This window comes from Frateuria terrea (genome assembly GCF_900115705.1).
GTDB lineage: Bacteria > Pseudomonadota > Gammaproteobacteria > Xanthomonadales > Rhodanobacteraceae > Frateuria_A > Frateuria_A terrea.
In genome coordinates this window covers 194,063-220,351 of the sequence record NZ_FOXL01000003.1, presented here as the reverse complement: position 1 = coordinate 220,351, position 26,289 = coordinate 194,063, and the positions used below count along the sequence as shown (strand labels likewise).

At 69.4% G+C, this 26,289-nt stretch carries 21 protein-coding genes; 11 read left to right on the top strand and 10 right to left on the bottom strand.

Annotated elements, in window-relative coordinates; all coding sequences use genetic code 11:
• Window positions 1–49: 49 nt before the first annotated feature.
• The 4 genes from tal to BMZ38_RS04765 all read right to left on the bottom strand — a co-directional run bounded on the left by tal (window position 50) and on the right by BMZ38_RS04765 (window position 6,206).
• Window positions 50–1,012 (bottom strand): transaldolase, encoded by a 963-nt coding sequence (tal, locus tag BMZ38_RS04780; RefSeq protein ID WP_342707632.1) that lies wholly within the window; start codon window positions 1,010–1,012, stop codon window positions 50–52.
• 7 nt (window positions 1,013–1,019) lie between these two features.
• The gene (locus BMZ38_RS04775) at window positions 1,020–2,321 is read right to left on the bottom strand and encodes an NAD(P)/FAD-dependent oxidoreductase (RefSeq protein ID WP_091334818.1); all 1,302 of its coding nucleotides are present in this window, start codon (window positions 2,319–2,321) and stop codon (window positions 1,020–1,022) included.
• Between the two features lie 162 nt (window positions 2,322–2,483).
• On the bottom strand, window positions 2,484–4,649 hold the full coding sequence (locus BMZ38_RS04770) for a primosomal protein N' (RefSeq protein WP_091334815.1): 2,166 nt from the start codon (window positions 4,647–4,649) through the stop codon (window positions 2,484–2,486).
• 387 nt (window positions 4,650–5,036) lie between these two features.
• Complete coding sequence (locus tag BMZ38_RS04765) at window positions 5,037–6,206, bottom strand: DUF3667 domain-containing protein (protein WP_091334813.1); 1,170 nt, start codon at window positions 6,204–6,206, stop codon at window positions 5,037–5,039.
• A 104-nt stretch (window positions 6,207–6,310) separates the two neighbouring features.
• Between BMZ38_RS04765 and BMZ38_RS04760 the strand changes: the two genes are divergently transcribed.
• On the top strand, window positions 6,311–7,726 hold the full coding sequence (locus tag BMZ38_RS04760) for an MATE family efflux transporter (RefSeq protein ID WP_091334810.1): 1,416 nt from the start codon (window positions 6,311–6,313) through the stop codon (window positions 7,724–7,726).
• 10 nt (window positions 7,727–7,736) lie between these two features.
• On the top strand, window positions 7,737–9,614 hold the full coding sequence (gene sppA / locus BMZ38_RS04755) for a signal peptide peptidase SppA (RefSeq protein WP_091334808.1): 1,878 nt from the start codon (window positions 7,737–7,739) through the stop codon (window positions 9,612–9,614).
• A 49-nt stretch (window positions 9,615–9,663) separates the two neighbouring features.
• Here the strand turns inward: sppA and BMZ38_RS04750 are convergent, their stop codons facing one another.
• Entirely contained in the window at window positions 9,664–9,873 is a 210-nt protein-coding gene (locus BMZ38_RS04750; RefSeq protein ID WP_091334806.1) for a hypothetical protein, read from the bottom strand.
• An 80-nt stretch (window positions 9,874–9,953) separates the two neighbouring features.
• Here BMZ38_RS04750 and BMZ38_RS04745 point away from each other — a divergent pair, with 80 nt between their 5' ends.
• Window positions 9,954–10,736 carry an SDR family oxidoreductase gene (locus tag BMZ38_RS04745; protein WP_091334804.1) on the top strand — a complete coding sequence of 261 codons (783 nt, stop codon included), beginning with the start codon at window positions 9,954–9,956 and terminating at the stop codon, window positions 10,734–10,736.
• A 42-nt stretch (window positions 10,737–10,778) separates the two neighbouring features.
• Here BMZ38_RS04745 and BMZ38_RS04740 read toward each other — a convergent pair whose 3' ends face one another.
• Window positions 10,779–11,441 (bottom strand): DUF4124 domain-containing protein, encoded by a 663-nt coding sequence (locus tag BMZ38_RS04740; RefSeq protein ID WP_245747183.1) that lies wholly within the window; start codon window positions 11,439–11,441, stop codon window positions 10,779–10,781.
• A gap of 130 nt (window positions 11,442–11,571) precedes the next feature.
• Window positions 11,572–12,513, bottom strand: a complete 942-nt coding sequence (locus tag BMZ38_RS04735) for a DegV family protein (protein ID WP_245747182.1) — start codon at window positions 12,511–12,513, stop codon at window positions 11,572–11,574.
• A gap of 231 nt (window positions 12,514–12,744) precedes the next feature.
• Here BMZ38_RS04735 and BMZ38_RS04730 point away from each other — a divergent pair, with 231 nt between their 5' ends.
• The 7 genes from BMZ38_RS04730 (at window position 12,745) to BMZ38_RS04700 (ending at window position 21,906) form a co-directional block, all read left to right on the top strand.
• On the top strand, window positions 12,745–13,536 hold the full coding sequence (locus tag BMZ38_RS04730) for an AMP nucleosidase (protein ID WP_091334802.1): 792 nt from the start codon (window positions 12,745–12,747) through the stop codon (window positions 13,534–13,536).
• Window positions 13,537–13,807: 271 nt separating this feature from the next.
• Entirely contained in the window at window positions 13,808–15,598 is a 1,791-nt protein-coding gene (locus BMZ38_RS04725) for a thiamine pyrophosphate-requiring protein (protein WP_091334800.1), read from the top strand.
• Window positions 15,595–16,740, top strand: coding sequence for an enolase C-terminal domain-like protein (locus tag BMZ38_RS04720; protein ID WP_091334798.1), 1,146 nt, complete (start codon window positions 15,595–15,597; stop codon window positions 16,738–16,740). Before BMZ38_RS04725 ends, BMZ38_RS04720 begins: the two co-directional genes overlap by 4 nt.
• Entirely contained in the window at window positions 16,737–19,886 is a 3,150-nt protein-coding gene (locus BMZ38_RS04715; protein WP_091334796.1) for an FAD-binding and (Fe-S)-binding domain-containing protein, read from the top strand. Before BMZ38_RS04720 ends, BMZ38_RS04715 begins: the two co-directional genes overlap by 4 nt.
• A gap of 97 nt (window positions 19,887–19,983) precedes the next feature.
• Window positions 19,984–20,430 carry a PPC domain-containing DNA-binding protein gene (locus tag BMZ38_RS04710; protein ID WP_091334795.1) on the top strand — a complete coding sequence of 149 codons (447 nt, stop codon included), beginning with the start codon at window positions 19,984–19,986 and terminating at the stop codon, window positions 20,428–20,430.
• Window positions 20,427–20,807, top strand: a complete 381-nt coding sequence (locus BMZ38_RS04705) for a sensory rhodopsin transducer (RefSeq protein WP_091334792.1) — start codon at window positions 20,427–20,429, stop codon at window positions 20,805–20,807. The genes BMZ38_RS04710 and BMZ38_RS04705 overlap by 4 nt, the downstream gene beginning before the upstream one ends.
• 79 nt (window positions 20,808–20,886) lie before the next feature.
• Window positions 20,887–21,906, top strand: a complete 1,020-nt coding sequence (locus tag BMZ38_RS04700; RefSeq protein ID WP_091334790.1) for an SDR family oxidoreductase — start codon at window positions 20,887–20,889, stop codon at window positions 21,904–21,906.
• A 52-nt stretch (window positions 21,907–21,958) separates the two neighbouring features.
• Here the strand turns inward: BMZ38_RS04700 and grxD are convergent, their stop codons facing one another.
• The 3 genes from grxD to BMZ38_RS04685 form a co-directional block, all read right to left on the bottom strand.
• Window positions 21,959–22,882: a Grx4 family monothiol glutaredoxin gene (grxD, locus tag BMZ38_RS04695; protein ID WP_091334788.1), complete on the bottom strand. Its 924-nt coding sequence runs from the start codon at window positions 22,880–22,882 to the stop codon at window positions 21,959–21,961.
• Window positions 22,883–22,956: 74 nt separating this feature from the next.
• Window positions 22,957–23,556, bottom strand: a complete 600-nt coding sequence (locus BMZ38_RS04690) for an SGNH/GDSL hydrolase family protein (protein WP_091334786.1) — start codon at window positions 23,554–23,556, stop codon at window positions 22,957–22,959.
• A gap of 236 nt (window positions 23,557–23,792) precedes the next feature.
• The gene (locus tag BMZ38_RS04685; protein WP_091334783.1) at window positions 23,793–25,052 is read right to left on the bottom strand and encodes an aminotransferase class I/II-fold pyridoxal phosphate-dependent enzyme; all 1,260 of its coding nucleotides are present in this window, start codon (window positions 25,050–25,052) and stop codon (window positions 23,793–23,795) included.
• A gap of 104 nt (window positions 25,053–25,156) precedes the next feature.
• On the opposite strand from BMZ38_RS04685, the gene rsgA reads away from it, so the two are divergent.
• Window positions 25,157–26,209, top strand: a complete 1,053-nt coding sequence (rsgA, locus tag BMZ38_RS04680; RefSeq protein WP_091334781.1) for a ribosome small subunit-dependent GTPase A — start codon at window positions 25,157–25,159, stop codon at window positions 26,207–26,209.
• The last annotated feature ends 80 nt before the right edge of the window (window positions 26,210–26,289 follow it).

Genomic DNA, 26,289 nt, shown 5'->3' with positions numbered 1-26,289 from the left:
TTGCGTTTGCGTTCCACGCCTCTCTACAAGGAGGCGAGGCGAAGGCGGCTCAGAGCCGCTCTGCCAGCAGCTTCTCCAGCTGCCGCTGGTCGGCCGCGAATTTGCGGATACCTTCGGCCAGCTTGTCGCTGGCCATCGCGTCCTCGTTCATGCCCCAGCGGAAACGCGCCTCGTCGATGGCCGGCGGGCGCTCTGTACGCGTGCCGTCGTCGGACAGGCGCCGCGGCAGCGCATCCTCCGAAGCGTCCAGCTCCTGCAGCAGGTCCGGGCTGATGGTCAGGCGATCACAGCCGGCCAGCGCCTGGATCTGGCCCACGTTGCGGAAGCTCGCGCCCATCACTACGGTGCCGTAACCGTGGGTCTTGTAGTAGCGGTAGATGCGCCGCACCGACTGCACGCCCGGATCCTCGTCAGGTGCGTACTGCTTGACCCCGGTGTTGGCCACGTACCAGTCCATGATGCGGCCGACGAACGGCGAGATCAGGAACACGCCCGCCTCGGCGCTGGCCACCGCCTGTTCGAAGGCGAACAGCAGCGTCATGTTGCACTGGATGCCACGGCGTTCCAGCTCGCGCGCCGCGCACACTCCCTCCCAGGTGGAGGCCAGCTTGATCAGCACGCGATCGCGCTTGATGCCGGCGTCCTCGTACATCCCGATCAGCCGCTCAGCCTTGGCGATGCTGGCGTCGGTGTCGAAGGACAGGCGCGCATCCACTTCGGTCGAGACCCGCCCTGGCACAAGCTCCAGGATCTTGCGTCCGACCGCCACCGCCAGCTGGTCGCTGGCATCGATCAGTTGCTGCTCGCGCGAGTGGCTTTTTGCCCTCGCCCAGGCCAGCGATTCCTCCAGCAGCGAGGCGTAGCTGCTCTGGGTGATGACCTTGAGCAGCAGCGAAGGATTGGTGGTGGCGTCCACCGGCCGCCAGCGGGCGATCGCTTCGATATCGCCGGTATCGGCGACGACGGTGGTGTATTGGCGCAGTTGTTCGAGTTGGGAGGGCACGATGGGAATCCGAAGCTCAGGGGATGTCAGAAGGGCGCTTGTCCGCGGTAGGTACGTCAACCGCATCGGCGCCGGTGACGATGCGGGCGTGGCGCTGGTAGGTCCAGTAGGCCCAGGCCCAGTCCAGCAGCACGACCAGCCGGTTGCGGAAGCCGATCAGGAAGTACACGTGGGCCAGCAGCCAGACCCACCACGCCGGCGGGCCGGACAGCCGTAGCCGCCCGAATTGTGCCACCGCGGCCATGCGCCCGATGGTGGCGAGCGCACCCTGGTCGCGGTAGTGGAACGGAGCGGGCGTCGAATCGGCGTCGAGGCACGCACGAATGCGGGCGGCCACGTGGCGCCCCATCTGCTTGGCTGCCGGCGCCACACCCGGCACCCGTGTGCCGTCGGTGCACTCGACGCAGGCCAGGTCGCCGATCACGAACACCTCCGGGTGTGCCGGCAGGCTGAGATCGGCAGCCACCCGCACACGCCCGGCCCGGTCGGTTGGCGCGTCCAGCCTTCGCCCCAGCGGCGAAGCGGCCACGCCGGCGGCCCACAGCACGGTGTAAGCCTCGAGCGGCACGTTACCCAGGCAGACGCCCTCGCCGTCGATCGCGGTCACCGCGGTGCCGATCTGCACCTCCACGCCCAGGCGCTCGAGCTGGCGCTGCGCCTTGGCCGACAGGGTCGGGTCGAACGCCGGCAGCAGCCGCGGGCCGGCCTCCACCAGCAGTACCCGCGCGCGGCGTGGATCGCTGCGGCGGAACTCGCGCGGCAGCGTATGCCGAGCGATCTCGGCCAGCGTGCCGGCCAGCTCCACGCCGGTCGGTCCGCCGCCGACCACCACGAAGTTGAGCCAGGCCTGGCGCCGTGCCGGATGGTCCTCGCGCTCGGCCCGCTCGAAGGCGAGCAGCACGCGCCGGCGGACCGCGAAGGCGTCGTCCAGGGTCTTCAGCCCCGGCGCCCAGCGCGCCCAGTCGTCATGGCCGAAGTAGGCGTGGGTGGCGCCGGTGGCGACGATGAGGAAGTCGTAGCCAAGCATTTCGTGCGCAAAATGCACGCGCTGCGCCGCGAGATCGACGTCCAGGGCTTCGTCCAGCAGCACGGTCACGTTGTCCTGCTTGCGCAGGATCTGCCGTAGCGGCGCGGCGATGGAGGGCGCGGACAGACCGGCGGTGGCAACCTGGTAAAGCAGCGGCTGGAACAGGTGGTGGTTGCGCCGGTCGACCAGGGTGACGCGTACGGGCGCGCCAGCCAGCGCGCGGGCGGCGGCCAGTCCGCCGAAGCCGCCGCCGAGGATCACCACGTGGGGAAGCGCCGCACCATCGTCCATGGGCTTTCCTCTGCGAGATTCGGTCCATCCATTGTCCCATCCCGGGACGTAGATGCCGAACAATCGCGCGGTCGTGCGGGAGCACCACCGACGGGCCGCGTGGTGGTGTCGACGCCCCGGCGCTCACGGGGGCGTGGCAGGATCAATGCAAGTTGCCGGTGGTCAGTACAAGTCGATCGGATCGACGTCGAGCGACCAGCGCACGCGCCGCGCCGACGGCAACCCGGCGAGTGCGTGCTGCCAGGGACGCAGCGCAGCGTGCAACGGGCCACGGGTATCGGCTTCGACCAGCAACTGCCCCCGGTGGCGTCCGGCGCGCAGCGGCATCGGCGCGGGCATCGGTCCGGCGATGCGCAGTGCCGGGTCGGCAGGCAGCGCCGCGTGTGCCTCGGCGAGGAAGGCGTCCACTGGCGCGCGCTGGTGCGCATCGACGCGCAGCAGCGCCTGGTGGCTGTAGGGCGGCAGCATCGCCTGCTGCCGTTCGGCCAGCAGTTCGCGCGCGGAGGCCGCGTAGCCATGCGCGAGCAGGCCGCGCAGCAGCGGATGGTCCGGATGGTGTGTCTGCAGCAGCACGCGCCCCGGCTTGCGTGCGCGCCCGGCGCGTCCGGCGACCTGCACCACGAGCTGGGCCAGGCGCTCGCCGGCACGAAAGTCCACGCTGTGCAAGCCCTCGTCCACGCCGACGATCGCCACCAGCGTCAGGTTGGGCAGGTCGTGCCCCTTGGCCAGCATCTGGGTACCGACCAGGATCGCGGCGGCGTCATCCCTGAGCCCGTCGAGCAGTTGTTCGAAGGCGTCGCGGCGACGGGTGGTCTCGCGGTCGATGCGCAGTACCGGCACGTCGGGGAAGCGTGCGGCCAGGGCCTCCTCCAACCGCTCGGTGCCCTGGCCTTGCGGCTTGAGCTCGACGCCGCCACACGCCGGGCAGACGCCCGGCATGGCGGCGTGGCGATCGCAGTGGTGGCAGACCAGCATGCGCCGCTGCGCATGCACGGTCATCGGACGCTCGCAGCGCGGGCATTCGGCATGCCAGCCACAGGCATGACACAGCAGTGCCGGCGCATAGCCGCGGCGGTTGCGGAACACCAGCACCTGTTCACCGCGCTCGACCGTGTCGGCCACCGCCCCCAGCAGCGCGGGTGACAGGCCATGGTCCAGGCGCTGCGCGCGCATGTCCACGATCTGCACCTGCGGCCGACGCACGGCCCCCGGGCGGGCGCGCAGGTGCAGGGCGAGGTAGCGGCCGGCATCCACGTTGGCCAGCGATTCCAGCGAGGGTGTGGCCGAACCCAGCAGCACCGGCACGCCCAGCGTACGGCCGCGTACCAGCGCCAGGTCGCGAGCGTGGTAGCGGAAGCCCTCCTGCTGCTTGTAGGCGCCGTCGTGCTCCTCGTCGACCACGATCAGCCCGGCCTGCGGCAGTGGCGTGAACACCGCCGAGCGGGTACCCAGCACCACCCGCGCCTCCCCGCTGCGAGCGCGCAGCCAGGCGCGCGCGCGCTCGCCCTCGGCGAGGTTGGAGTGGATCACTTCGACCGGTACACCCAGCCGCTCGCGCAGGCGGCGCAAGGTCTGCGGCGCCAGGCCGATCTCCGGCACCAGCAGCAATGCCTGCTTTCCGGCCGCCAGCGCCTGCGCGATCAGCGCGAGATAGACCTCGGTCTTGCCGCTGCCGGTCACGCCATCGAGCAGGAACGGCTGGAAGCGGCCGAAGCTCTGGGCGACGGCATCCACCGCGGCTTGTTGCTCGGCCCCCAGGGGCGGCGCGGGCGCAGGTGCTGGCCCGGTCGGCGCGAACACGCGTGGTTCGACCAGCCCGGCGTCCAGCAGGCGCCGCGCGGCGGGGCGCCAGCCGGGCAGGGCGGTGTCCAGTTCGGCCGTGGTGTGCGGCGCTTCGGCCAGCAGATCGAGCAACGCGCGGCTGGAACCGCGGCGGCTGCCCGCGTCCCGTGCGCTCTGCCCAGCCACCGTGAGTGCGTAGCCGGGCTCGGCCGTCTGCGGTAACGGCCGCGGTTCGCGCAGCGCGAGTGGCAGCGCGTTGGCGTAGGCCTCGCCCGGTGCGGCCAGCCAGTAGTCCGCGGCCCAGGCAAGCGTCTGCATCATTTCGGCGTCGAGCAGCGGGCCTTCGTCCAGCACGTGCAGCACGCTCTTCAAGCGCGTGCCCGCGACGGCGGCCTCGACGTCGGTCGCCACCACCACGCCAACCATCTTCTTGTGGCCGAACGGCACCAGCACGCGGCTGCCGGCCGCCACGCCGCCGGCGGGAGGCAGGTAGTCGAACAAGCGGGCGAGCGGAACCGGCAGGGCGACGCGGACGACGGCGGGCATGGCGACCTCGTGGGCGGCCCAGTGTAACGGCTCGGCCACGGTGTCCTGCGGGCGGGCGAGGGCCTGCTGCCCTCTCATCTAGGAATTCTTCCTAAGTGGCTCTCCTCAGGAAGAAATTTCGCTTATCCACAAAGCTTGTGGATAAGTCTGTGGACGGGACGGGGAGAGAGCTGTCAAAGCCCCGTCATGGTGCCTTCGGGTACGCGCTGGGCAAAAAATAACCAGCAAATTTAGGTCCAAAAAATCAAAGGTTTGCGTGCAAGCATGTGACCGTGTTCACGCCCTGCTCATGCTTCCCCGATCGGCCTTGACAGCCCCATGACGCTGTGCACAACCGCCATGACAGGCAGTTTTTTCGATCGCCCCGGGCGGCCGTGGCCGGCCGATTCAGTGCCCGGCGCCCAGCACCACCGCAAGCCCCAATACCGACGACAGCAGCCAGAAGTAGCACCAGCCGATGAACCAGTACTTGATCACGGTCATCGCCCAACCCTGGCGGTAGATGCGCTTCTGCATCAGCAGCAGGTAGGTGGGCATCCACAGAAACACGGCCCCCTGCAGGTAACCGAAGACGTAGCCGGTCCATGCTGCGTGCGGCCGCAGCCAGGTCGAGAGCATGCCCAGCACCGCCACCAGCAGCAACGCGAGAAACAGGAAGGCGTGGCTGTGCAGCGCCACGATCAGGTGCTCCATGTAGAGCCGGCGCTTGAACACGTAGAACAGCTTCAACAGCAGGGCGAAGATCGGGATCATCACGACCATGGCCTGCGGCAGCACGGCGAACACGCCGGTGATCAGCCGCTCCCGGGCCAACTGCCGGGCCTCGGGGTTTTCGTCGCCGAACGCCTCCTTGATGTTGGTCAGCATGCGGTGCACGTAAAGGTCCAGCCGCTCGTTCATGAACTGCGGCAACCAGGCGACGTGGACGATCTGGTGGTCCATCTTGCTGGTCAGATGCACTGGACGATCCAGGCCTCCGGCGTCACGTGCCGCCGCACTGGACGCCCGTGCCGGCGCCTTGCCCAGTTCGGCCAGGCGCTTGTTCGCCTGCTCGCGCAGCTGGTTCTCGGCAGCATCGATCCCGGGCAGCGCAACCGTCGGCATGGTCTTGCGCGTGGCTTCGAGCTCGCCCTGGCTCTTGGCCAGCCTGGCCTGCACTTCCTGCGCGGTGCGCGCCTCGGCGAACGTGTTCTGCCCGCTCCCGGTGCGCCCCGATTCGGCCACGCGCTTGTTCATCACCACGTCCACCGCCAGGTGGAAAGCAAAGAAGGCCAGCAGGCACAGCACGAACATCAGCCGGAACGGGGCCACATAACGCTGCCGGCGTCCGGAGAAATATTCGAGCGTGAGGAAGCCGGGCTTGCTCAGCAGCGGCGGCAGCGTATGGAAGATGCGCCCGTCCACGTGCAGGAACATGTCCATGCCGTCTTCGAGCATGTGGTGCACGGGCTTGAGCACGCTGTGCACGGACTGGCCGCAGTGGTGGCAGAACTCCCCCCCCAGCGGCGTGCCGCAGTTGGCGCAATGCAGGGTGCCGGCTTCAGTCAGCTCGTTCATGGACACTCGCCCCCGTGAAAGCGTGCGATCTTGGCACAGCAGGCTATCCGGGGCAGCCCCGCCGACTCGGCTAGAATGGCGCGCCCTCCCGGATACAAGAGCTGATGAAGACCATCGACCGCGCGCGCGTCGTGCACGAGGTCCGCGCCACCGTGCGCCTGGCCCTGCCGTTGGTGTTCGCGCAACTGGCGGCGGTCGGCACCAACGTGGTCGACGCCGTGCTTTCCGGGCATTTCAGCGCGCATGTGCTCGGTGCGGTGGCGGTGGGCACCAGCGTGTGGACGTTGGCGATCGTCAGCGGCATCGGCGTGATGATGGCGGTGCCACCGTCGGTGGCGCAGCTCGACGGCGCCGACCGGCGCCCGGAAGTGGGCGCCGTGTTCCGCCAGGCGCTGTGGCTGGCGGTCATGCTGGGCACGCTGCTGTGGTTCGGCGTCCGTCACGCCGAGCCGCTGGTCAACCTGATCGGCGTGGCGCCGGGCCTGCGCCACGACGTCAACGAGTTCCTGCACGCGATCAGCTGGGGCGCGCCGGCGCTGGCCTGCTACTTCACCTTGCGCGGGCTGTCCGAGGGGTTGTCGCTGACGCGCCCGTCGATGATCTTCAGCCTCGGCGGCCTGGCCGTACTGGCGCCGCTGGGCTACGTCTTCATGTTCGGCAAGCTGGGCCTGCCGCCACAGGGCGCGCGGGGCTGCGGCATCGCCACCGCCCTGGTGCTGTGGCTGGAGATGCTGGGCTTCCTCCTCTACGTGCTGTGCCACCGCAATTACCGGGGGCTGAACCTGCTCGAGCGATTCGAGTGGCCGCACTGGCGGCGCATCGGCGCGCTGCTGCACATCGGGCTGCCGATGGCGGTGACGCTGCTGGCTGAAGCCGGGCTGTTCGTGGCCACGGCGTTGCTGATCGGCACCATGGGCGAGGACGTGGTTGCCAGCCACCAGGTGGCGATCAACGTGGCCTCGGTGTTCTTCATGGTCCCGCTGGGCGTGGCCATGGCGATCACCGTGCGGGTGGGCAATGCGGTCGGCCGCGGCGATGCGCGCGGCGTGCGCTACGCCGGTTTCTGCGGCATCGGCCTGACCCTGGTCACCCAGCTGGTCTCGGCCGGTTTCATGCTGGGCCTGCCGCATGCGATCGCCTCGCTGTACACCGGAAACGCCACGGTGATAGCGCTGGCCGCGCAGCTGCTGGTGCTAGCCGGCCTGTTCCAGTTCTCCGACGGCATCCAGGTCGCTTCCAACGGCGCGCTCAGGGGCCTGAAGGACACCCGCGTACCGATGGCGATCACCCTGTTCGCCTACTGGGGCGTGGGCATGCCGGTGGGCTGGTGGCTGGCATTTCGCCACGGCCTGGGCGCGCGCGGCATGTGGATGGGCCTGATCGCGGGGCTGAGCGTGGCGGCGGTGCTGCTGTTCACGCGCTTCTGGCGCAGCGCCTGGCGACACCGCTGGCAGGCGACCCCGCCGGAGGACCGCATGACGGTGAATTCGCAAGCGGTTACGCTCAACGATCACTTGTGAGGACCGACCGATGAGTACCCCGCCGCCGCTCCACCGCCCGAACGGATTCTGGGCCTTCCTGCGCGTGATCGGCCGCGGTTTCAACGTGGTGCGGCTGGTGATCCTCAACCTGGTGTTCTTCGCGCTGCTGTTCGTGGTGCTGCTGCTGATCGTCGGCGGCGTGGCCGGCAACCGGCTGGCGCATACCATCAAGGACGGCAGCGTGCTGGTGCTGCAGCCCAAGGGCGAGCTGGTCGAGCAGTACAGCATCGAGCCGCTGCAGCGCGCGCTGCAGAGCCTGTCGGGCGAGCCGCCGAAGCAGGTGCAAATGCGCGACCTGGTCGGAGCCATCGACACGGCTGCGCACGACGGGCGGATCAGCCGCATCCTGCTGCTGCCGGACGAGCTCAAGGGCGGCGGCTTTGCAGCGCTGCGTGAGGTCGGCGCAGCGCTGGACCGCTTCCGCGCCGCCGGCAAGCCGGTGATCGTGTGGGGCGTGAACTTCGACCAGGGCCAGTACTACCTGGCCGCGCATGCCGACCGCATCCTGCTCGACCCGCAGGGCGGCGTGATGATCACCGGGCTGGCCAGCTACCGGCTGTTCTACAAGGACCTGCTCGACAAGCTGGGCGTAGACGTCCATCTGTTCCGCGTCGGCCGCTACAAGAGCGCGGCCGAGCCGTACATCCTCGACCACGCCTCGGACGACGCCAAGGCCGCCGACCGCTTCTGGATGGGCGGCCTGTGGGACGAATACATCGACGAGGTGGCGAAGCTGCGTCGGCTCGATCCGGCGGTGTTCCGCGCCGACATCGACAGCCTGCCCGACGCCATCGCACGCACCCAGGGCGACCTGGCGCAGCTCGCGCAGGACGAACACCTGGTCGATGGCACCGCCACGCGGGCGCAACTGGATGCGATGATGCGCAAGGCCGGCGTGCCCGACGGCGACAAACCGCAGGAAGGCTTCCGCCAGGTCGGCCTCTCGCGCTATGTCGCCAACCTCGAGCACGACAGCCGTTTCGGCCCGGGTGTTGCCGTGGTGGTGGCCGAGGGCGAGATCGTCGGCGGCCGCCAGCCGCAGGGCAGCATCGGTGGCGAATCCACCGCCGCGCTGATTCGCGCCGCGCGGGAAGACCACCGCACCAAGGCCCTGGTCCTGCGCATCAACTCGCCAGGTGGCGAGGTCTACGCCGCCGAGCAGATCCGGCGCGAGGTGGAGCTGACGCGCAAGGGGGGCATCCCGGTGGTGGTCTCGATGGGCAACGTGGCCGCCAGTGGCGGCTACTGGATCGCGATGAACGCCGATCGCATCTTCGCCGATCCCAATACCATCACCGGTTCGATCGGCATCTTCGGCATGTACTACGCGATACCAGGCACACTGGACAAGATCGGCATCCACAGCGACGGCGTGGGCACCGGTCCGATGGCCGGCGCCTTCGACATCACCCGGCCGCTCGATCCGAAGGCCGGCGCGGTGATCCAGGCCATCATAGACAAGGGCTACCGCGACTTCGTCGGCAAGGTGGCGCAGGCGCGTGGCAAGACTTTCGGGGCGATCGACGCGATCGCCCAAGGCCGCGTGTGGACCGGCCGGCAGGCGCTCGAGCGCGGCCTGGTCGACCAGCTCGGCGGCATGGATGCCGCGCTCGACGCGGCGGCGACGCTGGCGAAACTGGGCAAGGACTACCACGTGCGCTACGTCGAGGCGCCGCTGGGTGGCTTCGAGCAGTTCCTGGTGGGCATGAACCAGAGTGCGATGGTGCAGCTGGCGCAGGGCGACGGCCTGCGCCTGCCGGCGTGGCTGGCCGAGCTGCCGCGACTGGCACCCGAGCTCAAGCTGCTGCGCCACGCGCAGGCTGGCCGGCCGAACGTCTACGCCTATTGCTTCTGCGCACCGCGGTAAGGTCGAGATCGCACGAACGGCAGGGTTGATATCGGACCCTGTCGCAGGACTACTGCTCGGCGTCGTCCAAGGCCTTCTGCTGCTCCTTGGCGTGGTCGTCGACCAGCTTCTGCACGTCCTTGGCCTTCTGTTCGTCCTTCTTCATGTCGTCCCACGGCGTAGCCACGCGCTTGGGCGCGGCGGTGGCCTGCGGTTCGGGCGCCTTGTTCGAGCAGCCGGCGAGCGCGAGCAGGCAGGCGAGCGGCAGCAATGGCTTCATAGCGGATTCCCTTGTCGACCCAGGCGCAGTGTCCCGCTGCCACACGATGGCGGCAAGCGCATCGGCTAAGCTCTGCGCCCATGAACCTGCGCACCGACGCCTGGCAGCTCACCGGCCACACCGCGCTGATCACCGGCGCCAGCAAGGGCATCGGCCTGGCCGTCGCGCGCGAGCTCGGCGGCCTGGGTGCCGACCTGCTGCTGGTGGCGCGTGACCAGGTGCACCTCGAACAGGTGCGCGCCGAACTCGCCGAGGACCTGCCAGGCCGCGAGGTGCTCGCCTTCGGCGCTGACCTGGCCGAAGAGGAGGAGCGGTTGGCGGTGTTCGACTGGATCGCCGACATCGACGCCCCGGTCTCGCTGCTGATCAACAACGCCGGCGGCAACGCGCCCGAGGCTACGCTTGCGTACGAAAGCGAGGACTACCGCGCGATCTTCGAGCAGAACCTGTTCAGCGCCTTCGAGATGTGCCGGCTGGCGCACCCGCACCTGGCCGAGCATGGCAATGCGGCGATCGTCAACGTCGGTTCGGTGTCCGGCGCCGTGCACGTGCGCACCGGTTCGCCCTACGGCATGACCAAGGCGGCGCTGCACCAGCTCACCCGCAACCTGGCGGTGGAGTGGGCGGTCGACGGCATCCGCGTCAATGCCGTGGCGCCCTGGTACATCCGCACGCAACGCTCGGAGCCGGCGCTGGCCGATCCGGATTACCTGGAAGAGGTGCTCGAGCGTACGCCGCTCAAGCGCATCGGCGAGCCGGAGGAGGTGGCCGCCGCGGTGGCCTTCCTGTGCCTGCCGGCGGCTGGCTACATCACCGGCCAGGTGCTCGCGGTGGATGGCGGGTTTCTCAGCTATGGCTTCTAGGTTTTTCCGCAAGGCGGGCTGACGCCCTCCTGCGAACTGCGTTCAGCCGCCGCAGTTGGCCAGCTGCGCCTGCATTTGTGCCCCGCGCTTCTCCAGCGGCGGTCGCTGGCTCTTGAAGGCGTTGCCGAGCTTGTGCTCGTTCCTGTCGTACTCGTCCTGCAGCGCCCGGCAGGCTTCTTCGGCGTCGAGCTCGCGGCACGAGTCCTGCACCCAGACATAGTTGTTCGCCACCAGGCCGGAGGTGACACGGCCGCGGTTGGCCTCGGGCGCGGAGATGCCGGCACCGCCGCGGTCGGGGCCGTAGACCTCCGCCAGTGGCAGCTGCTCTGCGCCGAGTACCCCGTAGGGTGCCTGGTAGGGCGCGGGATTGCCGTTGCTGCTGAGGTAGGTCTGGCCGTCGGTGGCGCGCACGCAGGCGTACATCACCGGCAGCGGCGCGACCGGTTGGGGAGGGGGCGGCGGTGGCGCTTCGGACGAGGCCGTGGGTGCGGGCGGCGGCGTGGCGGGCAACGATGCCGCGGGCGCGTCGGCCACCTGCATGGCGTGCTGTTGCTGGCCCGCGGGACAGGGCGTGTCCTGGTAGGTCACCTGGCCGTCGGCGGCGGTGCATTCGTAGACGGTGGTGGTCGCGTCGGCGTGCCGGATCGGGCCTAGGGCGAACAGGCCGAGGGCCAGCAGCGTGGAGGCGGGCAGGAGACGGCGCATGGGACGGATTCTAGGGCTGTGCGGGTGAACCGGATGCGCCTGGAGTTTTGCCTTGCCGGGCTTTCCCATGAGCCCCGCCTCACTTACGCCCGCTCACCGGAGGGAGGGGCGCAGAGCGCGCGTCGGGGCCTTAGAAATCGGGCTCGTGTTCCTCGGAGGCGAAGCCGAGCGTAACTGCGCCTTCGCCGACGTTGACCATCCCGGTGATGCTCATCGGCGCTTCGAGCAGGGTCGCGCCGGTTTCCTCGCACGCCCGGCGCAGGCCGTCGTAGCCCGGGAGCTTGGCCAGCTCGGAGAGGTCGCCGCCGTAGCTCACGCACACCACCGGCACCATCAGCCCCGCGCGAACGCGCCGGGCGGCGTAGTCGAACAGCGTCTCGGCGCCGTGCTCGAAGCCGCGCACCTTGCCAACCGGACCGGTCTCGCCGCGGAAGCAACGCAGCAGCGGCTTGATGTCCAGCGCCGTGCCGACCACCGCACTGAAAAGGCTGACGCTGCGATCGCCCTTCTTCTTGGTGCGGTTGCGCAGGTGGTGCAGGTCGCGCGGCAGCATGTAGGCGTAGGTGTGGTTGGCCACCACGCCCAGCCGTTCGCGGATCGCGGGCGGCGCCTCGCCGGCCTGGATCAACCGGGCCGCCTCGAACACCGCCGGGCCCTCGCCGGCAAATACGTTGCGCGTGTCGACCACGCGCATCAGGAACGGCCCCGGGACACCGGCCCGGTCGCGCACCTGGCGATAGTTCTTGAGGATGGCAAAGCTCGCCTTCAGCACGTGCTCGTGGATCGGACTGCGCGTGGCGGTGATGGTCAGGCAGAACACGCAATCGTGTTCCAGCACCAGCTTGTCCAGGAACAGCCGCTGCACGTCCTCGACCGAGCACGGCTCGGTTTCGGCGGCGTGGGTGCCAGCCAGCTTCATGTACAGGAAGCGCTCGATCTCCTCCTGGTCGCGGTCGTCCTTGAACACGGTGCCGTCGAGCTTCACGGCAATCGGCATGACCGCAATGTTGTGTTGCCTCAGGAACGCCTGCGGCAGGTCGCAGGACGCGTCGATCGCCAAGCCCATCCGCATTGGTGTCATCCCCCTGGCCAATGACGCGCCCAACATAACACGCGCATCGATGCTGTGACCCGGATCTTGCTGCGCGGGTTCCGGGCCGGCTAGCGGCCTGCGCGGGGCCGGCTTGAGTGACGACCGCAGGCCGATACCCATAGAATGGTGCGGACTCGAGAAATGGTCCCTGCCGGCGTGGCGTCGCCGGCGCGCGTGCCGCGACCGCGGTGCGTTTTCCCGGGATACCCGATGAAAGACAAGCAAGCGATCGTCTCCAACTGGCTGCCGCGCTATACCGGCACGCCGCTGGAGCAGTTCGGCCAGCACATCCTGCTGACCAATTTCGGCCTGTACGTGGAGCTGTTCGCCCAGTGGCATGGCGTGGAGGTGCAGGGCCGCGACCGGCCGATGCCCAATGCCACCGCCGACGGCATCACCCTGATCAACTTCGGCATGGGCAGCCCCAACGCCGCCACGGTGATGGACCTGCTCAGCGCAGTGCAACCGCAGGCGGCGCTGTTCCTGGGCAAGTGCGGCGGGCTCAAGAAGAAGAACCAGCTCGGCGACCTGGTGCTGCCGATCGCCGCGATCCGCGGCGAGGGCACCTCCGGCGACTACCTTCTGCCGGAAGTGCCGGCGCTGCCGGCGTTCCAGTTGCAGCGCGCGGTCTCCACCATGATCCGCGACCTCGGCCACGACTACTGGACCGGCACCGTCTACACCACCAACCGGCGCGTGTGGGAACACGACGAGGCCTTCAAGGACTACCTGCGCCGCACCCGCTGCATGGCGGTGGACATGGAGACGGCAACCATCTTCGCCGCCGGCTTCGCCAACAAGATCCCCTGCGGCGCGCTGCTGCTGGTGTCCGACCAGCCGATGATCCCCGAGGGCGTCAAGACCGAGGCCAGCGACCGCAGCGTGACCGAGACATACGTCCAGGCACACATCCGCATCGGCATCGAGGCGCTCAAGCTGGTGCGCCGCAACGGGCGCAGCGTCAAGCACCTGCGCTTCGAGGACGAGATGGAAGGCGAGTGATTCCACGGCCCTCCCTGCCTTGGGAGGGCATCCGGAAATCGCAGAAACATGCGCCGCGCGTTGCGTCCGCATCGCGCCGCTTTCACCCGCGCATGACCACGCACGCGGCAAGGTAGGAAAGTCCGATCCCAAGCGCGTGTCGGCCCGGCCTTCCGCCGTTGTGCCGATCCTTGCCAGATCCCCGCAGCTCTGACAGGCACGCGCCTCCCGCGCGAGGCGAATCCTTGCGCCCCGTCCGCGGTGCCCAGTGCCCGCAAGGAGCCAGCAACCCATGAGCGAAACCGTCGGCGATTTCATCCTGCAACGCCTCACCGACTGGGGCCTGCGGCGCATCTTCGGCTTCCCGGGCGACGGCATCAACGGAATCATGGGCGCCATGGGCCGCGCCGCCGATCGCTTCGACTACGTGCGCGTGCGCCATGAGGAGATGGCCGCTTTCATGGCCGGCGCGCATGCCAAGTTCACCGGCGAGATCGGCGTGTGCATGGCCACCTCCGGTCCCGGTGCGATCCATCTGCTCAATGGCCTGTACGACGCGCAGATGGACCACATGCCGGTGCTGGCGATCGTTGGCCAGTCCGCGCGCAGCGCCATCGGCAGCGACTTCCAGCAGGAGGTCGACCTGCAGGTGCTGTTCCAGGACGTGTGCGGCTACGTCGAAACCATCCTTTCGCCGGTGCAGGTGCGCCAGGTGATGGATCGCGCGATCCGTATCGCCGCGGCGCGGCGCACCGTCACCTGCGTGATCGTGCCCAACGACATCCAGGAGCTGCCCGCGGTCAGGCATCCGCCGCGCAAGCACAACGACGTCTACACCGGCGTGGGTTACGCCAATCCTTGCCCGGTACCCAGCGATGCCGACATCAAGCGCGCCGCCGACGTGCTCAACGACGGGCGCAAGGTGGCGATCCTGATCGGCGCAGGTGCCATGCACGCCGGCGACCAGGTCGTCGCGGTGGCCAACAAGCTCGATGCGGGAATTGCCAAGGCGCTGCTCGGCAAGGCCGCCTTGCCCGACGACCTGCCCTTCGTGACCGGCTCGATCGGCCTGCTGGGCACCAAGCCCAGCTGGGACATGATGAACGACTGCGACACCCTGCTGATGGTGGGCACCACCTTCCCGTACTCCGAGTTCCTGCCGGAGGAAGGCCAGGCGCGCGCGGTGCAGATCGACATCGACCCGCGCAACGTGTCCATGCGCTATCCGACCGAAGTGAATCTGATCGGCGACAGCGCGCAGGTGCTCGAACGCCTTCTGCCGCTGCTGCGACCGAAGGAAAACCAGGACTGGCGTGAGCGGATCGAACTCAACGTGCGCAAGTGGTGGCGCGACCTGGAGGCCAAGGCGATGGAGCCGGCCAACCCGATCAACCCGCAACGGATCTTCTGGGAGCTCTCTCCGCGCCTGCCCGACAACACCATCATCTGCGGCGACTGCGGTTCGCACACCAACTGGTACGCGCGCGATGTGAAGATCCGCAAGGGCATGATGGCGTCGCTCTCGGGCAAGCTCGCCACCATGGGCAGCGGCATGCCCTATGCCATCGCGGCGAAGTTCGCCTACCCCGAGCGGCCGGTGCTGGCGATCGTCGGCGACGGCGCCATGCAGATGAACGGCAACGCCGAACTGATCACCGTCAAGCAGTACTGGGAGAAGTGGTCCAACCCCTGCTTCGTGGTCATGGTGCTGCACAACGACGACCTGAACCAGGTCACCTGGGAGCAGCGCGCGCTGGGTGGCGATCCGAAGTTCACCCAGTCGCAGTACGTCGAGGAATTCTCCTACGCCAGGTACGCCGAGCTGCTCGGCTTCAAGGCGATCCGCGTGGACCGCCCGGAAGACCTCGGCACCGCCTGGGAGCAGGCCTTCGCGGCCGACCGCCCGGTGCTGCTGGACATCATCGCCGACCCGGACGTGCCGCCGCTGCCGCCGCACATCACCTGGAAACAGGCCAAGGACTACATGACCGCGCTGGCCAAGGGCGACCCCAACGAAGGCGGCATCATCAAGCAGAGCCTGCGCCAGGTGCTCGCCGGCATCCTGCCGCACACGCCACGATGAACGACGGACGGCCCGCGCCCGCCGCGACCGTTCCTGCAACGCGCCGCATCGCCCGCATCGAGGTAGGGGCCTACCGGATTCCCACCGATGCGCCGGAGGCCGACGGAACCATCGCCTGGGACGCCACCACGATGGTGCTGGCGCAGGTGTCGGCCGGCGGCCACACCGGCCTGGGATGGACCTACGCCCACGCCGCCGCGGGTGCGGTGATCGCCGATCCCTTGCGCGACGTGCTGCTGAACCACGACGCCGACGACATCGCCGGTGCGTGGCACGCCATGAATCGCAGCCTGCGCAACATTGGCCGGCCCGGCGTGGGGTTGATGGCGGTCAGCGCGCTCGACGTGGCCCTTTGGGATCTCAAGGCGCGCCTGCACGGCACGTCCGTGGTGCGGCTGATGGGTCGCGCGCGCGAGGCGGTGCCGGTGTACGGCAGCGGTGGCTTCACTTCCTACTCGGTCGGGCGCCTGCAAGAGCAACTCGCCGGCTGGGTCGAGCAGGGCATGGCGCGGGTGAAGATGAAGGTGGGCACGCATCCGCATGACGACCCTGCGCGAGTGCACGCCGCGCGCGAAGCGATCGGCACTGCGCCCGAACTGATGGTCGACGGCAACGGCGCCTACGCGCGCAAGCAGGCGCTGGCGCTGGCCGAGTGCTACGCCGACGAGGGCGTGGGCTGGTTCGAGGAGCCGGTGTCCTCGGACGACCTGGAAGGACTGCGCCTGCTGCGCGACCGCGCGCCCGCGGGCATGGCCATCGCCGCCGGCGAATACGGCTGGGATGCCTGGTACTTCCGCCGCATGCTGGGGGCCGGCGCGGTCGACGTGCTGCAGATCGACGGCACCCGTTGCGGCGGCTTCACCGGCTTCCTGCACGCGGCCGCGCTCGCGCACGGCTTCGGCATCCCGGTGTCCGCGCATTGCGCGCCGCACCTGCATGCACACGTGTGCAGTGCGGTAGGGCATCTGAAGCACGTGGAGTACTTCCACGACCACGCCCGCATCGAATCGATGTTCTTCGACGGCCTGCCGTCGCTGCGCGACGGCGCGCTGGTGGTCGACGCGGACGCGCCGGGACTGGGGCTCACCTTCAAGGCGCCCGACGCGCGGCGCTACCGCATCGAGGAAAGCTGGCAGACATGACCAAACAGAGAGAGCACGGCTCCGTCCCTTCGTTCCCGCGTGCGCCCGGCTCATCCGGAGCCGAGGCGGCGCGGGCCTCGACCGATGGCCGCGATCGCCAGGACCCTCGCCGCGACGCCGCGGTGCTGCCACTGGCGCCGCCACGCGTGCGCCACTCGCACAGCAACCGCTACGCCTTCTCCAGCGCCGCCGCCGCCGTGCTGGCGCAGGACCTGGCTGCGCACCTGGACGGCGAAGTCTGCTTCGACGACGGCAGCCGCGCGCTGTACGCCACCGATGGCTCGATCTACCGCCAGGTGCCCATCGGCGTGGTCAAGCCGCGCCACGCAAGGGACGTGGAGGAAGTGCTGCGCATCTGCCGCGAGCACGATGCGCCGGTGCTCTCGCGCGGCGGCGGAACCAGCCTCGCCGGCCAATGCTGCAACACGGCGGTGGTGATGGATTTCTCCTATCACCTGAACCAGATCGTCGAAATCGACGTGCAGAACCGCCGCGCACGCATCGAGCCCGGCTGCGTGCTGGACGACCTTCGCGACGAGGCGGAGAAGCACCACCTGACCTTCGGCCCCGATCCATCCACCCACGCGCACAACACGCTGGGCGGCATGATCGGCAACAACTCCTGCGGCGTGCACTCGGTGATGGCCGGGCGCACCGCCGACAACGTGCACGCGCTGGAGATCGTCACCTACGACGGCCTGCGCATGCGCGTCGGTCCCACCAGCGAGGAGGAGCTCGAAGCGATCATCCGCGAGGGCGGCCGCCGCGGCGAGATCTACGCCGGTCTCAAGTCCATCCGCGACCGTTACGCCGACCTCATTCGCGCGCGCTACCCGAAGATCCCGCGCCGCGTGTCCGGCTACAACCTGGACGAGCTGCTGCCGGAGAACGGCTTCAACGTGGCCCGCGCGCTGGTGGGTACCGAGGGCACCTGCGTAACCATCCTGGAGGCCGAGGTGCGCCTGGTACCCAGCCCACCGGTGCGCTCGCTGCTGGTGCTCGGCTATCCCGACGTGTTCGAGGCGGGCGACCACGTGCCGCAGATCCTCTCCTTCGATCCGGTCGGGCTGGAGGGCATCGACGACGCGCTCATCGCCGACATGAAGCGCAAGGACATGCACCCGAAGGACCGCGCCCTGCTGCCGCCGGGCGGCGGCTGGTTGATGGTCGAGTTCGGCGGCGATTCCAAGGAGGAGGCCGACGGCAAGGCGCGCAAGCTGATGGCCGCGCTGAAACAGCAAGAGCACCCGCCGAGCATGAAGCTGTTCGACGACAAGGCCGAGGAAGGCATGCTGTGGACCATCCGCGAGTCGGGCCTGGGTGCCACCGCGCGCGTGCCCGGCCAGCCGGACGGCCATCCCGGCTGGGAGGACGCGGCGGTCCCGCCCGACAAGGTCGGCCCTTACCTGCGCGATTTCCGCAAGCTGCTGGCCAAGTACACCTACACCTGCGCGCTGTACGGCCACTTCGGCGACGGCTGCATCCACTGCCGCATCGCCTTCGACCTCTCCACGCCCGAGGCAGTGGCGCAGTGGCGCGCGTTCATGGACGAGGCGTCCGACCTGGTGCTGTCCTATGGCGGCTCGCTCTCCGGTGAACACGGCGACGGCCAGGTGCGCGCCTCGTTCCTGCCCAAGATGTTCGGCGACGAGCTGGTCCAGGCGTTCGGCCAGTTCAAGGCGCTGTGGGACCCGCGCGGCCGCATGAACCCCGGCAAGGTGGTCGACCCCAACCCGATGGATGCCGACCTGCGCGATGGCCCCGGCTACCAGCCGCCGAAGCTCAAGACCGCCTTCGCCTATCCGGCCGACGGCATGAGCTTCGCCCAGGCCGCGCGCCGCTGCGTCGGCGTGGGCAATTGCCGCAACAAGCACAAGAACGTGATGTGCCCGAGCTACCGCGCCACCCACGAGGAAAAATGGTGCACGCGCGGGCGTTCGCACCTGTTGTTCGAAATGCTCGAGGGCGACCCGCTCAAGGGCGGCTGGCGCAGCGAGCCGGTGCGCGACGCGCTGGACATGTGCCTGGCCTGCAAGGGCTGCAAGAGCGACTGCCCGGTCAACGTGGACATGGCCACCTACAAGGCCGAGTTCATGCACCACCACTACAAGGGGCGCCTGCGCCCGCGCGCGGCGTATGCGATGGGGCGCATCTTCGACGTGGCGCGCGTGGCCTCGCACGTGCCGTGGCTGGCCAACGCCGTCCTGCAGACCCCGGGGCTCTCGCACCTGGCCAAGGCGCTCGGCGGTATCGCGCAGCAACGTGCGATGCCGCGCTTCGCCGGCGAAACCTTTCGCGACTGGTTCGCCGCGCGCGAGAAGTCACGCGTGCGTGGACCGGAGGTGCTGCTGTGGCCGGACACCTTCAACAACTACCTGCATCCGGAGCCGCTCAAGGACGCCGTCGGCGTGCTGGAGGCGGCCGGCTACCGCGTGGTGGTGCCGCAGGCAACGCTGTGCTGCGGCCGCCCGCTCTACGCCGAGGGCATGCTGGACAAGGCGCGCGCGCAGCTTTCCGACATCATGGACACGCTCTCGCCGCACATCGACCGCAGCGTGCCGGTAGTCGGGCTGGAGCCGTCCTGCGTGGCGGCCTTCCGCGACGAGCTGCCCAACCTGTTCCCCGGCGACGAGCGCGCGCGCTGGCTCTCGCGCAACACCTTCATCTTCAGCGAATACCTCGATCAGATCGGCTACGCGCCGCCGCAGCTCAGGCGCAAGGCGCTGGTGCACGCGCACTGCCACCACCACGCAGTGATGGGCACCGATGCGGAAAAGCGCTTGCTGGCCAAGGCCGGGCTGGACTTCCAGTTCCTCGATGCCGGCTGCTGCGGCATGGCCGGCTCGTTCGGCTTCGACGCAAAGAAGGTCAACGTCTCCCTCGCGATCGGCGAGCTGGAACTGCTGCCGGCGATCCGTGCGGCCGATCCGGACACGCTGATCATCACCAACGGCTTTTCCTGCCGCCAGCAGATCGAGCAATGCACCGGACGCAAGGCGCTGGACGTCTCGCAGGTGCTGGCGATGGCGCTGGCACACGGCACGTCCAACCTCGAAGAGATTCCCGCCCGCGAACGCGAGGCTTCGATGCCGTCGGCGCGTCCGGAGCCCGGGCGCGCGGGCGAGGCCTGGGGAGGCCGACCGTGACGGGACCGCGCGCTCCGGTGGGGCGCGAGCGCAGCGAAAACCCTACACCGACCGATCCTGCTCTCCGCAGCAGGCAGCAACGCAGGAGCGCCGACCCATGCACTACCAACTGATCGATCGGGGCGACACGCGCACCTGGGCCATCGTGCTTGAAACCGGCGACGAGGCCAACGCCTGCCTGCTCGCCTTCGCGCGGGAACAGCATCTTTCCGCCGCGCACCTGACTGCCATCGGTGCCTTCCAGCGCGCGGTGCTTGGCTACTTCGACTGGAACACCAAGAACTACAAGCGCAACCCCGTCGACGACCAGGTCGAGGTCGTCTCGCTGATCGGCGACGTGGCGCTCCAGGGCGACCAACCCAAGCTGCACATGCACGCGGTGCTCGGCCAGTCCGATGGCCGCGCGCTCGGCGGCCATCTGCTCGAGGGCCACGTGCGGCCCACGCTGGAAGTGATCGTCACCGAATCGCCCGCGCACTTGAAACGCCGCCATGACCCGACGTCCGGGCTGGCACTCATCCATCTCGACCAGGAGCTGCCATGACCACGCCAGAACCGATCGGCCGGCGTCGCTGGGCCATCGCCGAGGGCTATATCCCGCCCGGCGGCACGCATGCCGACGACCCGCGCTTCGAGAGCCACGAGACCGCCTGCCTGCTCAATGCCAACGACCGCGATGCGCACGTGACCATCACCATCTACTTCAAGGACCGCGAGCCGGCCGGGCCGTACCGCGTCACCGTGGCGGCTCGGCGCACGCTGCACCTGCGCTTCAACGACCTGGAGGATCCGGAGTCGATTCCGCACGATACGGACTACTCCAGCGTGTTCGAGTCGGACCTGCCGATTGTGGTGCAGCACACGCGGCTGGATTCGCGCCAGGCCGCGCTCGCGCTGCTTTCCACCATCGCCTACAGCTAGCCATTTCGCAGGGCGCGCTGCGGCGGTCGGCATTCCGATCGCGCAGGTGCACTGCCACCGGCCTCGCCAGGAGTCATCCATGAGCAAGAAGAAACCCGAAGTCGTCGTCATCACCGGGGCCTCCGCTGGCGTCGGCCGCGCTACCGCCCACCGCTTCGCCCGCGATGGCGCGCGCATCGCGCTCATCGCGCGCGGCAGCGATGGCCTGGAGGCGGCCGCAGAGGAAGTGCGCAAGCTCGGCGGCGAGGCGCTGCCGATCCCGCTGGACGTGTCGGACGCCGATGCGGTCGAGGCGGCCGCCGAGCGCGTCGAACAGGAGCTCGGCCCCATCGACATCTGGATCAACGACGCCATGGCGACGATTTTTGCCCCGGTCCACAAAATAAGTCCGGCCGAATTCCGCCGCGCCACCGAGGTCACCTACCTGGGTACCGTGTACGGCACCATGGCCGCGCTCAAGCGCATGCGCGAACGCGACCGCGGCACCATCGTGCAGGTGGGCTCGGCGCTGGCCTACCGGGCGATTCCGCTGCAGGCGCCCTACTGCGGCGCAAAATTCGCCATCCGAGGCTTCACCGACGCGCTGCGCGTGGAGCTGATGCACGACAAGAGCGACATCCACATCACCATGGTGCAGCTCTCGGCCTTCAACACGCCGCAGTTTCAGTGGGGCCGCACCAAACTGCCGCGACGGCCGCAACCGGTGCCGCCGATCTTCCAGCCGGAAGTGGCCGCCAAGGGCATCCATTGGGCGGCGCACCATCGCCGGCGCGAGCTCAACGTGGGCTTTCCGGCGGTCAAGGCGATCCTCGGCAACAAGCTGTTCCCGAAGCTGGCGGACCGCGCGCTGGTCAGGCTCGGCTACGCCGGCCAGATGGGCCAGCTGCCGCTGCCGGAGGACCGGCCCGACAACCTGTACGAGGCGGTGCCGGACGACTATGGCACGCACGGACGCTTCGACACGCGCTCGAAGACCTACAGCTTGCAGCTGTGGGCCACTACGCATCGCGGCCTGGTCGCCGCCGGCGCGCTGGCGGCCGGGGCATGGCTGTGGGCCGGCCGGCGAGGCATGCGCCCGGCTTCGCGCGGGCTTGGCTGACGCGTATCGGCCCTTCTCTCCCCGGCTTGCCGGGGAGAGAAGGGCCGGCGTTTCAGTAGCGCGGCACCGTGGGGTCGATCTCGCGCGCCCACGCGTCCATGCCGCCCTCGACGTTGAACACGTTGGTGAAGCCGTGCGCCGCGAAGCGCTCGGCCACGCCGCGACTGGAGTTGCCGTGGTGGCAGATGAAGGCGATCGCGGTGTCCTTGGGCAGCGCGGCGAGCGCGTCGTAGCCTTCGTCCTCCAGCACGCGTGCCTGTGCCAGCGGCGCGGCCTGGGAGCGGCCGGCGGCCGGGCGCACGTCGACCAGCAGCACGCTGCCCTGGGCCAGGCGCGCCTTCAGTTCCTGCACGCTCAGCGACTTGATTTCCTGTGCGCCCGGGAACTTCAGGCTCAGGCCTTCGCCCTGCACGGTGGACACCCAGTCGATCACGATGCCCTTGGCGCGCTGCGCGCTGCCCGGGTCGAAGTGCACCTCGATGCCGTTGGCGGCGACCACGATGTCATGGTCACCCGCCGGCGCGAGCTGGAAGCCGGCGCTGTGGTCCGGACCGATTTCCAGGTGCAGTGCCAGACCCTGCGCGTTGGCGATGCCGTTGCGGATGGCGTCTGCGGCCTTGTCGGTAATCGTGATTTCCGGCGGCGTGCGGTCCGGCGGCGTCGCGCCGAACAGTGCGTGCAGCTCCCCGCTGGCGTACATCTGCCGGATGATGTCCGCGCCGCCGACCAGCTCGCCTTCGACGTACAGCTGCGGGATCGTCGGCCAGTCGCCGAATACCTTGATGCCCTCGCGGATCTCGGGGTCCTCCAGCACGTTCACCGTGTGGTACTCGGGCAGGAGCTCGTTGAGCGTGTTCGTCGCCGCGGCGGAGAAGCCGCACATCGGCTGCTGGCGGTCGCCCTTCATGAACAGCACCACGCGGTGGTCCTTGAGCAGGGTTTCGATGCGTTCGCGGGTGGCGGGGTCGAGGGACATGGGAAAGCTCCGGCAAAGAGGGCCAATGATACGCCCGCAGGTTGGGGCCGGCGCGGGCGATCCCAACCGGCGCGCTATTTCACCGCAGCGGCGGCGATGGGTTCGATCGCCTCGGTCCACAGGACATACTGGACGGCGGACGGGTGCAGGCCGTCCGCGGCCACGAGTTCCGGGTGGCGCCGCGAGACCGGCGTGATGTCCACCCAGCGCGCGCCGGCACGGCCGGCCTCGTCGCGGGCGATGGCGTTGTAGACGTCCAGGGCGTGGGCGATCTGCGCTGGATCGCGGCCCTGCTCGCGGGCGAAGCGGGTGACGCCCCAGTCGGGGATCGAGACCACGATCACGCGTGCCGCGTGGCCGCCAGCCAGTCCGGTGGCCCGCTGGAGCAGCCCGGCGAATTCACGCCGGTATTCGCCCGCGCTGCGGCCCCGGTACTGGTTGTTGACGCCGATCAGCAGGGTGACCAGCCCGTAGGGCGGCGTGAGCGTGGCCACGTCCATGGCGGCGGAAAGCTCATCGGTGGTCCAGCCGGTAGTGGCGATGATCTGCGGATCCTCGATGGCCACGCCGCGTGCGCGCAGCCGCGCGACCAGTTGCGCCGGCCAGCGGTCCGCGGCAGGGACCGCTTCGCCGATCGTGTAGGAATCGCCGAGAGCGAGGTAGTGCAGGGGCATGGCTGGTTCCGGTCGGGTGGGGTCGTTCGAAGCTGGCGCTATGCGCATCGAAAAGCCGTTCGTGCCGAGCGTAGCCGCGGGCGAAGCCAAAGCGCTCGTGCCTCAAACCTCGAGGTCAAATCCCTCTCCCTCCGGGAGAGGGTGCCGACCGGCGGGTGAGGGTCCGGGCGGAGCAGGATGCCCGACACAACCGAGCCATCCTCCAACCCCTCTCCCAAAGGAAGATGGGCCTTGCATCAGGCGACCGCCGACTCGCGCGCCTGCTCCTGCGCCATCCGCGAAAGCACCCGCTCCATCCGCACGAACACCTCGGCCAGCTGCGCCGGCGGCGGCAGCAAGGTCAGACGCAGGTACCGGCTGTGCGGCAGGTTGAAGCTGGAGCCGGGCATCAGCAGCACCGCCTCCTCCTCCAGCAGGCGCAGCGCGAAGGCGTTGTCGTCGAACTGCGGCAGGCGTTCGGCGCGCACCTGCGGGAACGCGTACAGCGCGCCGGCGGGTGGGACCAGGTCGAGGTAATCGCTCGCCGCCACGCCTTCCAGCACCGCACGGCGTGCCTCGTGCAGCCGCCCGCCAGGCACGGTCAACGCGGCGATGGTGGCGCGGCCGGTCAGCGCCGGCTCTACCGCCCACTGCGCGGTGACGTTGGCGCACAGGCGCAAGGCAGCCAGCAACTGCAGCGCATCGCGATAGGCGCCGGTGCGCGCCGGGTCGCCGGACAGGCTCAGCCAGCCGACGCGGTAGCCGCAGGCACGGTACACCTTGGACAGGCCGCCGAAGCTCAGGCACGGATGCGCGCCGGCGACCTCGGCCAACGGCTGGAACAGCGCATCGTCGTAGAGGATCTCGTCGTAGATCTCGTCGCTGAGCAACAGCAGGCCATGCCGCTGCGCGATCGCCACCAGCCGCTCGAGCAGCGCGCGCGGGTACACCGCGCCCGTGGGATTGTTCGGGTTGATCAGCACCAGCGCGCGCGTGCGCGGCGTGACCAGAGCCTCGATCTCCTGCGGATCGGGCAGGTGCGCGCTCTGCGCCAGGCAGCGGTAGTAGCGCGGGCGGCCGCCGTTGAGGATGGTCGCGGCGCTCCACAGCGGATAGTCGGGGCTGGGCAGCAGCACCTCATCGCCCGGTTGCAGCAGGGCGCGCAGCGACAGGTCGATCAGTTCACTCACGCCGTTGCCGACGAAGATGCGCTCGACCGCCACGCCCTGCGCGCCGCGCGCGCGCTGCTGCGCGGCGATCGCCTCGCGCGCTTCTTCCAGGCCCTGTTCGTGGCCATAGCCCTCGCTGTCGGCCAGGTGCGCGGCGATCGCCTGGCGCAGGTGCGCCGGCGTGTCGAAGCCGTAGCGGGCCGGGTTGCCGATGTTGAGCTTGACGATGGCGCGCCCGGCAGCCTCCAGCTCGCGGGCACGGCGGGTCAGCGCGCCGCGGATCTCGTAGCGGACGTCGCCCAGGTGGGGGCTCGGGGTGATGGATGCGTAAGGGGGCGGAACCGGCACGGGCGTCCTCTCCAGGACTGCGTAAAGCCGCCGATGCTAGCAGTGCGGGCCAGCGGCGGGCGGCCCGCGCGGGCGCCGGCGGGGCAGGGCATAATCGGATACTTATGAGCGATGCCGCGACGATCGAACGCCTGCGCCACATCGGCTGGAGGGGCGAACTGCCGTCCGGCGGCCGACGTGTGGCGCGCGTGGTCGCGCAGCACCGCGCCGGCTACGAGCTGCACGACGGCCAGGCGCTGTTCGGCGCGCAGCCGGCCGGGCATTTCCTCAGGCGCGCGCTGGACCCGGCCGAACGGCCAGCGGTCGGCGACTTCGTCGAGGTGGAGGACGGCCGCCCGCCGCACATCGCTGCGGTGTTGCCGCGGCGCAGCGTGCTCTCTCGCGCCGCCGCAGGCGAACGCTACGAGCGCCAGCTGATCGCCACCAACATCGACTACGTGCTCGTGCTGACCGGGCTGGACAATGACTTCAGTCCCGCGCGCATCGAGCGCTACCTTTCGCTGATCGAGGACTCCGGCGCCCGACCGGTGGTGTTGCTGAGCAAGCTCGACCTGCACGCCGACGCCGATGTGCGTCTTGCCTCGCTGCGCGAGCGGTTGCCCGAAGGCACGCCGGTCCACCCGATCAACGGCAAGGACCCGGCCAGCGCCGCGCTGCTGGCGCGCTACCTGCAGCCGGGCGACAGCGCGGTGCTGGTCGGTTCTTCCGGTGCCGGCAAGTCGACCCTGACCAACACGCTGCTCGGCAGCGAACGCATGGCCACCGGCGAAGTGCGCGCACACGACAGCCGCGGCCGCCACACCACCACCCACCGCGCGCTGCTGATGCTGCCCTCGGGTGGCTGCCTGATCGACACGCCCGGCATGCGCGAGCTCAAACTGACCGGCGAGGAAAACCTCGACCTGTTCGCCGACATCGAGATGCTGGCCGAAACCTGCCGCTTCGCCGATTGCGGCCACGGCAGCGAACCGGGCTGCGCGGTGCAGTTGGCGCTGGACTCGGGCGAGCTGGCTGCCGAGCGCTGGCGCAACTACCTGAAGCTGCGCGACGAACGCGAGGAGCAGGCGGCCACGCTGGAGGCGCGCCTGCGCCGGCAGCGCGGTGGCCGGCCGGCCGAGCGCCCGCACGGGCATCGTGGGCGGCGCGAGCGGGAGTGACCACCATGCCGGGCTCGAGGACGTGAAACCGATGGCGCAGTGCCGGCGTGCAGGGGTCGGACACGGGCAATCCTGCGGCG